We start from the raw sequence: 8,696 nt of genomic DNA, 5'->3' as shown, positions 1-8,696 counted from the left end.
GGGGCGCTGTACGGACTGTCGTTCAGTGCCATCAACGTCGCACCGCTGTTGATGTCGACGTTCTTTGCCTTCACCATTCGGCCGTTGGCCGCGGCCATTTTCGAGCTACGCAAGCAATCGACGGTTCGAATTGCCTCCCAGGCCGCCGCAGCCGCAGCCCTAGAGGAGCGGGACGCGCGCCTGGCCAGCCTCGACGCGTTGGCGCGTCCATTGCTGCAGCGCATCGCCGACGGGCCCGATCCCACCGACGAGGAGATTCTCGCGTGCCTGCTGCTCGAAGCCGAGTTGCGCGACACCCTGCGCGCTCGCGGTTTGGTGCGGCCCGATCTCGCTCGTGCAGCGAGATCCGCCCGGGCCCGCGGAGTGGAGGTGATGATGCTCGACGACAGAGCCCCGGCCGTGCTGACCGACGACGTTCGCGAACGCATCGTGGCCGCGGCGTCGAGCACACTCGATGCGGCCGACGCCGGCTCGGTGACGGTCCGGCTCCTGCCTCCCGGACGTCCCGTCGCGGCGACCGTTCTGCTCGACGACCTCGGCGACGGTGCGCAGCGAGTCGAGTACGACAACACCGGTCGCGTTCGGGGCTGAGGAATGGACCCGGCGACCAGGGCCGGGTGCCTCGTACACCGGTGAGGTCCCCCGCCGGTTATGGTGCAGAACGACTACGAGGTCGCTGCCTGTGCCGCGACCCGCCACTGTGAGCGAAGGGGATCGTACGACGTGGAGATTTCAGGAACAGCAGCACTTGTCACCGGAGGGGCGTCCGGCCTCGGTGCCGCAACGGCCGCACGGCTGGCCGCCGCGGGCGTCACCGTGTTCGGGCTCGATCTGCCGCAGTCCATCGAGCGCGCCGGAGACAGCGTCCCCGACGGGGTGACTCTGCTGCCCGCGGACGTCACCAGCGAGGCCGAGGTCGAGGCCGCACTCGACACCATCGTCGAATCCGGTGTGCCGCTGAGGATCGTCGTCAACTGTGCTGGCGTGGGTTGGGCGGGTCGCATCCTGTCCAAGAAGGGACCGCACGATCTCGAGCTGTTCCGCACCGTCATCACCATCAACCTGCTGGGTACGTTCAACGTGATGCGGCTGGCCGCGAACCGGATGCAGTCGCAGTCGACCGTGGACGAGGCAGGCCAGCGCGGCGTCGTTGTCAACACCGCGTCCGTCGCGGCGTTCGAGGGCCAGATCGGCCAGATCGCCTACACCGCATCCAAGGGCGGCGTGCACGCGATGACCATCACCGCGGCCCGCGACCTGGCGCAGGTCGGCATCCGCGTCAACACCATCGCCCCTGGCATCGTCGATACCCCGATGCTGGCCGGCGTCACCGAGGAATACCGTCAGGGCCTCGAGGCATCGGTACCGTTCCCCTCACGTCTGGCACAGCCCGGTGAATACGCGCAGCTGGTCCAGATGATCGCCGAGCACGACTACCTCAACGGCGAGACCATCCGCATGGACGGCGCGATCCGCATGGCTCCGCGCTAGAAATTCCATCGCTGCGTGGCCCCACCGACTCGGGTGGGGTCACGCACGAGCGCGCAGGTCCGCCACGGTCGGGATCTCCTTCTCGGCTCGGTCGGTCATCCACTCGCGCAGCACCTTCGTCGCGAGAACGTCGTCCTCGTTGTAGACGAGCAGTCGCTCGCGTTGCGTCGGATCGGGCTCCGCGTCGTATCCGACGGCTTCGCGATACCAGCCCATCGAGGCCTCGCCGCCGGCTTCGTCGTCGCGCCACGCGAACCCCGCCACCGGTGCAATCTTCTTGAGTCCCTTGCCGTTCGGGCAGATGAACTGATCGCTCACGGCCTGGTAGATATCCACCCAATGCTCGCTGTCGATGAACTCGCGAATCTGCGCCTCGGTGGGAACCCCGGGAACCTCGGCGAATCGACGGGCCGAGTCGAGTAGCCACTTGTCCTCGGCTTGACGCGAATAGCAATACGCTGCAAAGGTTTTCCCGCGAGCCGCAGCATCGGCACGGATGCCCATCAACCAGTTCCAGAACACTGCGAACGAGCGACCCTCGTCGACGGTCGGCAGCGGATCCCAGGTGACGAACCCCCGATAGGTCGGCGGCGGGCCGCCCGCTTCGGTGAGCAGCGTGCCCCACAGGTACGCGCCGTGTTCCTGGTAGCTCTCCATGTCGACGTCCACCTCGACGTCGGCGCGGTGCACCGAGACGGTATCGAAGCGGCGCAGCAGCGGCACGTCGGCTCGCCAGGCCAGGGCCGCGGACACCGCGTCGTCGAAGTTTCCGAACGGCCATTCCTCGGGAGCCGGGCCTTCCCACTGCGCCAACTCGTCGATGGTCCGCACGCCCGCGCTGCGCAGCACATCCGCCCGAGAACCGGACGCGACCAGTGAGACGTCACGCATCGCGACCAGCTGCGGCTTGCAATCGAACCACCACGCACACGATCGACACTCGCTGACCTGCGAGGGGACGGTGAATTCGCTGCCTCGGGCCACGGCCAGCCGATCGGCGAAACGCGTGTCGTATTCGCCGAGGACCGTCGTCAGGTCGTGTACCAGCATGCATTCGCCTCGATAGCCCACTGCGCCGCCGACGGGCGTTGTGGGGGCCAAGCCCTCGTGCGCCAGCATTCGGTACAGGTGGGCGAGCCGAAGCTGGTCGCGCAACTGACTACGCACCTTGCGAGACTCGTCGACGGCCGGAGCCCAGTGCGTCAGTGGCGAGGTTCTCGCGCCGCGGCCCGGATCGGTGACCTTGTGGTTGACGACGATCACCGGGATATAGCCGCCCGCGTCATCTCGCACGAGCAATTCGCTGCGGCCACGGCGGCCGGTGTCGCGTTCGAGAGGCAGGACGGCGTTCCAGATGCGCTCGACTCCGGCGCGGCAGGCGGCGACGGTCGCGTCGGCGGCGGCTCGGGCGGTGGGCTCGTCGATCTCGGTCCACTGCATGGGGTCGGGCGCAGCCAATTGCGCACGGACGTTCTCTCGGTGACCCTGAGCTGCTTCCCGGCGCTGGCGTACCCCTGGGTTCTCGGGTTCGCCGCGCAGCAACGACCCGTAGGCGGTATCGAGATAGAGACGATGGCGGCACCGCGTCAGCGACCCGGCATCGAGCAGCACGGGTACCGGAGATGAGACTGGCGCACCTCGTTGACCGTTCACACTCCAAGACACTAGGTCAGCCCTCCGACAGTCGGCGACGATCCGACGCCCATCAGGCAGGAGTGGAGCCTGCGGAACGACCCAACAGGCAGGAGTGGAGCCTGCGGAACGACCCAACAGGCAGGAGTGGAGCCTGCGGAACGACCCAACAGGCAGGAGTGGAGCCTGCGGAACGACCCAACAGGCAGGAGTGGAGCCTGCGGAACGACCCAACAGGCAGGAGTGGAGCCTGCGGAACGACCCAACAGGCAGGAGTGGAGCCTGCGGAATGACCCGATAGGGTGTGTGTAACGCACCGTTTCCGCCTAGCAGCACATGTCAGGAGCCTTGTCGATGGGTTTGTTCCGCAAGCGTAAAGGTCGTGCCACCCGCAAGGCGGAGGCCAAGGCTCTCAAGCACAAGGCCACATTGGAAGCGAAGCTCGGCGCGAAGAACGAGCGCAAGCAGTTGAAGTCGATCGCCAAGGCGCAGCGCAAGCTCAGCACGGTGGAGGCGAAGTCGCAGAAGAACGTCGAGAAGGCGCAGGTCTCGGCTCTGCGGGCGCAGCAGAAGGCTGCAGCTCAGGGCTCGCTCAGTGTCGCTCAGATTCGCAAGTACCTCGGTATCGCTCGTCTGCTCCTGCCGGTGCTGGCTCCGATCGCGTACCGCGGTGCCACCGCTGTTCGTGCGCAGCTCGACAGCCGCAAGGCGCACCAACTGGGAGTCGCTCCGGATCAGCTCAGCGAGTACACCGGTCACGGCGGCAAGCTCAGCGCCCGCATCGCCGGTGCCGAGAAGTCGCTGAACACCATCGGTGAGCGCCACTCAGATCCCGAGACCAAGAGTTTCGGAGCCGCCATCAGCGAGCGCCTCGACGATCTGACGACCGCTGTGCGTGCGTCCGAGCAGATGCCGCCCGCTCGCCGCAAGACCGCTCACGCCGCCATTTCAGCAGAGCTCGACGGCATCGAAGCGGATCTGTTGGCCCGCCTCGGCGTGCGCTGAACCCTGCACACTCGATGACCGACGCCTCCGCCGCACCGCTGCGCGGCGGAGCTGTCGGCAGCGTCACCGCGGCGCTCGCGGTAGCCGCACACGGCATGGCCGGCGGCGGCTATCCCCACGGCTCTGCACTGGCTCTACTGGTCGTCGTCAGCATCGGTATCGGTGCCTTGACCGCCATACCGAGACGTTCCACGGTGCTGCTACCCGCCCTGATGGGTGGGCAACTCCTCGCACACGTCGCGCTGAGCCTGACCGACATGTCGGGTTCGATGTCCGAGCACCAACATTCACTGTTGCCCAGCGCCGCGATGATCGGCTTCCATGCCGCCGCATCGATCGTCGCCGGGCTGTTGATCGCCGCGGCCGAACGCCTCTACGGTCCGATCACGTCGGTCGTCCGCGCGGTTCTCGCACTCCTCGCTCCCCTGCCCGACGGTTCCGCCGTCGGTCGCGTCCGGTTCTCCGTTGCGATGCCGTCGGTGGACGGTACGGCTTTGGACTGGGTCATTTCACGTCGCGGGCCACCGGTGTAGATCTGCTCTGCCCGACATCCCTTTCCGCACTTCTGCACAGAAATGACCCACCACCCATGAAGAGTTCTCTTTCCCGTGCCCTGTTCGTCTCCAGCGCTACCGTCGGCGCGTTGCTGCTCGGCGCCGGCGCTGCGTCCGCCCATGTCGCCGTCTCTGCTCCCGACGCCGAGCAGGGTGGCTATTCGGTCCTGACGTTCCGGGTTCCCACCGAGTCCGAGACCGCGTCGACCAGCTCGGTCGAGGTGACCCTGCCGGGCCTCAATTCTGCCCGTACGCAACCCATCCCGGGCTGGACGTCCACCGTCGAGAAGGACTCCGCCGACCTGGCGGTGTCGGTGACGTGGACCGCCGATCCCGGTGCCGAGGTCGGCCCGGGGCAGTTCCAGGAGTTCCTCCTGCAAGCGGGTCCCCTGCCCGAGCAGGAGACCGTCTCGTTCCCGGCAACGCAGACCTACACCGACGGCAAGGTCGTCGAGTGGAACGAGCCCATGGCAGCCGACGGCAGTGAGCCCGAATTGCCCGCTCCCACGTTGACTCTCGCTGCAGCCAGCGGCGATGCCCACGGCGGCACCCCGACCGAGACCGCCGAGGCGTCGGAGCAGACATCCTCGTCCGACACCACCGCGCGCTGGCTCGGCGGCGTCGGGCTCGTACTCGGGGCCGTCGGCGCGGGACTCGGCATCGGCGCGACAATCCGGAGCAGGCGCTCGTGAGAACGCTGGTCTTTTCCACGAAGGCACTGGTCGTCTCGGCCGCGGCACTGCTGACATTGCTGATCGCCGCACCCATCGCGTCGGCGCATTCGCAGGTCACCGGGTACAGCCCGGCCGACGGTTCCTCGCTCGACACTTCTCCGTCGACGGCATCCGTGTCGTTCAACGAGGTGCCGCAAGCGCAGTTCGCCACCCTCAACGTGGTCGGACCCGACGGCAACCTCTGGTCGAAGGGCGATGCCCGCATCGAGGGTGAGAGTGTCGTCGTCGACGTCGGTGAGCTCGGACCGATCGGCGAGTACACCCTCGCGTATCGCATCACCTCGGCCGACGGCCATCCGGTGAGCGGCACCGCGACGTTCACGCTGACCCAGGCGGGATCGGGCACACCAGGAGCATCGGCCGACGCGTCGGACACTTCCGAGGACTCCGACAGTTCGTTTCTCGGCGGCTACGGCCACATCGTGCTGATCGTCGTGGCGGTTTTGGCCTTCGCCGGGGCGTTGGCATTCGCGCTGCGTAAGCCAAAAGCCCTGCGTAAGCCAAAAGCCCAGCGCAAGCCACAAGCCCAGCGCACCCCGAAAGCGCAGTAGTACCGACGTGGCTGCGGTGGGCGAGAGAAGCGTTCGGCTCGTGCTCGCTGCCGCAGCCTCGGCGTCGGTGGGGGTCGCGGCAGCGTTCGCGTTGGCGTACCCGACGTTTCCCGCTGGGTCCTCGTGGCTACGAGTGGTTGCGGTGGCGTCGGGGTCGGTGGTGTTGGGGTTCGGGGTTCTCGCTGTTCTGGACGTCACTTCCGAGTCCCGACGCCTCGCCGTCGATCCGCTGGTGATGTGGCGGGCGATCGGATTTCTGTCGGGACTGTGGGCGGTCGCCGAGTTCGTCCTGCTGGCGGCGGCCGCTGCAGATACTGCCGGCCGTTCCCCGACGACGTTGTCGCCGAGTGCATTCACGACATTCGCCACCTCGATCTCGGTCGGCCGGTTGGGCGCGGCGACGGTCGTTCTGGCTCTCGTCCTGTGCGCCATCGGTGTGGCCGGGTATCGACGCAATGCGAGCTGGTCTCCGATTCCGGTGATCGTGTTGGCGTCGATCGCCCTGGTGGCGCGGCCGATCACCGGACACATGTCGCAGTTCGCGTTCGGCTCCATTGCCGTTGCGGTGCATGTGGTGTGCGCATCGGTGTGGTTCGGGGTGTTGGGGGCAATGGCGCTGAGCGTGCGCAGCAAGTCTGCCTGGGCGACGCTGCTGCCGATCTATTCCAGGGTCGCCTTCTGGTGCGTCGTGGGGGTTGCCGTCACCGGTGTGCTCGACGCGGTCCTGAAGCTGGAGAGCGTCGGGGCGACGGTCGAGACCGGCTACGGCCGAATCGTTCTCGCCAAGCTTGTGGTCACCGTCCTCCTGATTGCGGTGGCACACCGGATCCGTGGGACGTGGTTGCCGACCGTATCCGCGCACCGATCCACGGTTGAGCACTCGGTGGGGCGAGCGGCCGCGCACATCTGCTTGCTGGCGGTGGCGTTCGGGCTGGCGGCGGCGCTGGCCACCACGGCCTGAGCGGCGACCTGGCAGTCGAGGAGTCTGTCGGCACCCTGTACTAACCTGGGTCCATGCCGAAGTTGACTGTGGTGCCGAGTGGTTCTTCGGCGTCCGCGGTCGGTCGGATCCACACGGTCGCAGAGTTCTTCGCCGGCATCGGTCTGGTGCGAATGGGCCTGGAGCAGGCCGGTTTCGAGGTTCGGTGGGCCAACGACATCGAGCGCGACAAGCACATGATGTATCGCCAGCACTTCGGTCACGATGCGGGTCATTTTCAGCTCGGCGATGTCGCCCGCACGCGCGCGGACGATCTGCCCGAGGGCCTGTCGTTGGCATGGGCATCTTTTCCGTGCACCGATCTGTCGTTGGCCGGTGGCCGGGCCGGTCTCGCAGGCAAGAACTCCTCGACGTTCCGGCATTTCACACGTGTGCTGAGCGAGCTCGGTGCTGCACGCCCCGAGGTGGTGGCACTGGAGAACGTCGTCGGTCTGGCCACCAGTCACGGCGGCGACGATCTGGCCGCGGCGGTTCGGGAGCTCAACGAACTCGGTTACTCGGTGGATGTCCTGACCATCGATGCTCGACGCTTCGTGCCGCAGTCACGTCCACGCTTGTTCTTGATCGGTGCGCAGAATCCGCCCGAGGACGCTCGCGACCCCAACAGTGAGCTGCGGCCCGATTGGCTGCAGGCGGTGTACGGCGATTCGACGCTGCTGACGCACAGGGCACCGTTGCCGAGTCCGCCGATTCCGATGACCAGCGGTCTGGGTGATCTGGTCGAGCGGATGGATTACCGAGACCAGCGGTGGTGGGACGCAGACCGTACCGCGGCGTTCGTGGCGTCGCTGTCGCCGATTCAGTTGCAGCGCATCGAGATTCTGAAGAAGGCGCGCAAGGTCAGCTATCGCACCGCGTACCGTCGCACACGCAACGGCGTCGCGGTGTGGGAGGCCCGGCCCGATGACATCTCCGGCTGCCTGCGTACCGCGCGGGGCGGTTCGTCGAAGCAGGCCGTGGTCAAGATGGGCAACGGGCGCTTGCAGGTGCGGTGGATGACGCCGGTCGAATACGCCCGCCTGATGGGTGCCGGCGAGTACACCCTCGACGGCCTACGAAACAACCAGGCGCTCTTCGGTTTCGGCGATGCCGTGTGTGTTCCGGTGGTCGCGTGGCTCGCGGAGCACTATCTGATGCCGCTCGTCACAGGCACACTGAGTTCGTGTGCCCTCACATCCTCTGCAGCGCATGTCCAGTCACGGTAAATCCTCGCTGCGGGCGTCGACTGTCGCGCCGCGCAAGAACACTCTGCCCGCAGACGACGTGCAGTCGTTTCGCACAGCCCTACGAGAAGTACTGAGCGAGAAAGACGATCGAGGCCGGGTGTGGTCGGCGGCCAAGTGGGGCGTGTACGCGTTCTACGACTACGACGGTGAACCCATCTACGTGGGGCAGACCAAGGAGAAGCTCAGCGTCCGCGTGCAGCGGCACCTGACCAACCAGCGGACCGATGCCGTCGCGATGCGGGTACTCGACGTGTTCGAGGTCGCCGAGATAGAGATCTGGCCCCTGTGGCAGTACGAGGACCTCAAGAAGTCCGACGGCGCAGAGCAGTTCCGCGCTGCCGAGCGTGATCTCAATGCCCACGAATACACCGCGTATCTCCAGGCCATCGACAGATCGCGGCACAAGGCGATTCTCAACGAGAAGATCCCACCGGTCTCCGAACCCATCACACTTCCGGCGTCGCTGCGTCGGTCGCTGATCTCGGAACAGATCCGGCGCGAGC

General features: G+C 66.7%; 9 protein-coding genes and 1 pseudogene. 9 read left to right on the top strand and 1 reads right to left on the bottom strand.

The genetic code is table 11. The features are described 5' to 3' along the window. Positions 1–591, top strand: a pseudogene (locus RHODMAR_RS05090) (hypothetical protein); the annotation flags it as partial. 132 nt (positions 592–723) lie between these two features. Continuing rightward, positions 724–1,491, top strand: a complete 768-nt coding sequence (locus RHODMAR_RS05085; protein WP_042938070.1) for an SDR family NAD(P)-dependent oxidoreductase — start codon at positions 724–726, stop codon at positions 1,489–1,491. A 39-nt stretch (positions 1,492–1,530) separates the two neighbouring features. Here RHODMAR_RS05085 and RHODMAR_RS05080 read toward each other — a convergent pair whose 3' ends face one another. Beyond that, a complete protein-coding gene (locus RHODMAR_RS05080) occupies positions 1,531–3,099 on the bottom strand; it encodes a TM0106 family RecB-like putative nuclease (RefSeq protein WP_042938068.1) in 1,569 nt (522 codons plus the stop codon). 378 nt (positions 3,100–3,477) lie between these two features. Between RHODMAR_RS05080 and RHODMAR_RS05075 the strand changes: the two genes are divergently transcribed. The 7 genes from RHODMAR_RS05075 to RHODMAR_RS05045 form a co-directional block, all read left to right on the top strand. Further along, the gene (locus RHODMAR_RS05075) at positions 3,478–4,128 is read left to right on the top strand and encodes a DUF6474 family protein (RefSeq protein WP_008711978.1); all 651 of its coding nucleotides are present in this window, start codon (positions 3,478–3,480) and stop codon (positions 4,126–4,128) included. Positions 4,129–4,142: 14 nt separating this feature from the next. Further along, the gene (locus RHODMAR_RS05070; RefSeq protein WP_008711977.1) at positions 4,143–4,661 is read left to right on the top strand and encodes a hypothetical protein; all 519 of its coding nucleotides are present in this window, start codon (positions 4,143–4,145) and stop codon (positions 4,659–4,661) included. Positions 4,662–4,717: 56 nt separating this feature from the next. Then, positions 4,718–5,374, top strand: a complete 657-nt coding sequence (locus RHODMAR_RS05065; RefSeq protein WP_008711975.1) for a YcnI family copper-binding membrane protein — start codon at positions 4,718–4,720, stop codon at positions 5,372–5,374. Further along, complete coding sequence (locus RHODMAR_RS05060; RefSeq protein ID WP_008711973.1) at positions 5,371–5,967, top strand: copper resistance CopC family protein; 597 nt, start codon at positions 5,371–5,373, stop codon at positions 5,965–5,967. Before RHODMAR_RS05065 ends, RHODMAR_RS05060 begins: the two co-directional genes overlap by 4 nt. Before the next feature lie 16 nt (positions 5,968–5,983). Then, complete coding sequence (locus tag RHODMAR_RS05055; RefSeq protein WP_081605906.1) at positions 5,984–6,928, top strand: copper resistance D family protein; 945 nt, start codon at positions 5,984–5,986, stop codon at positions 6,926–6,928. A 53-nt stretch (positions 6,929–6,981) separates the two neighbouring features. Beyond that, the gene (locus RHODMAR_RS05050) at positions 6,982–8,172 is read left to right on the top strand and encodes a DNA cytosine methyltransferase (protein ID WP_042938063.1); all 1,191 of its coding nucleotides are present in this window, start codon (positions 6,982–6,984) and stop codon (positions 8,170–8,172) included. Then, positions 8,156–8,696, top strand: a 541-nt coding sequence (locus RHODMAR_RS05045) for a GIY-YIG nuclease family protein (RefSeq protein ID WP_042938062.1), incomplete at its 3' end; no start/stop codon positions are given. The genes RHODMAR_RS05050 and RHODMAR_RS05045, both read left to right, overlap by 17 nt.

It is taken from the genome of Rhodococcus sp. AW25M09, assembly GCF_000333955.1.
Taxonomy (GTDB): Bacteria; Actinomycetota; Actinomycetes; order Mycobacteriales; family Mycobacteriaceae; genus Rhodococcoides.
Note: the sequence above shows the minus strand (reverse complement) of the source record. Positions and strands in the feature narration are given on the sequence as shown.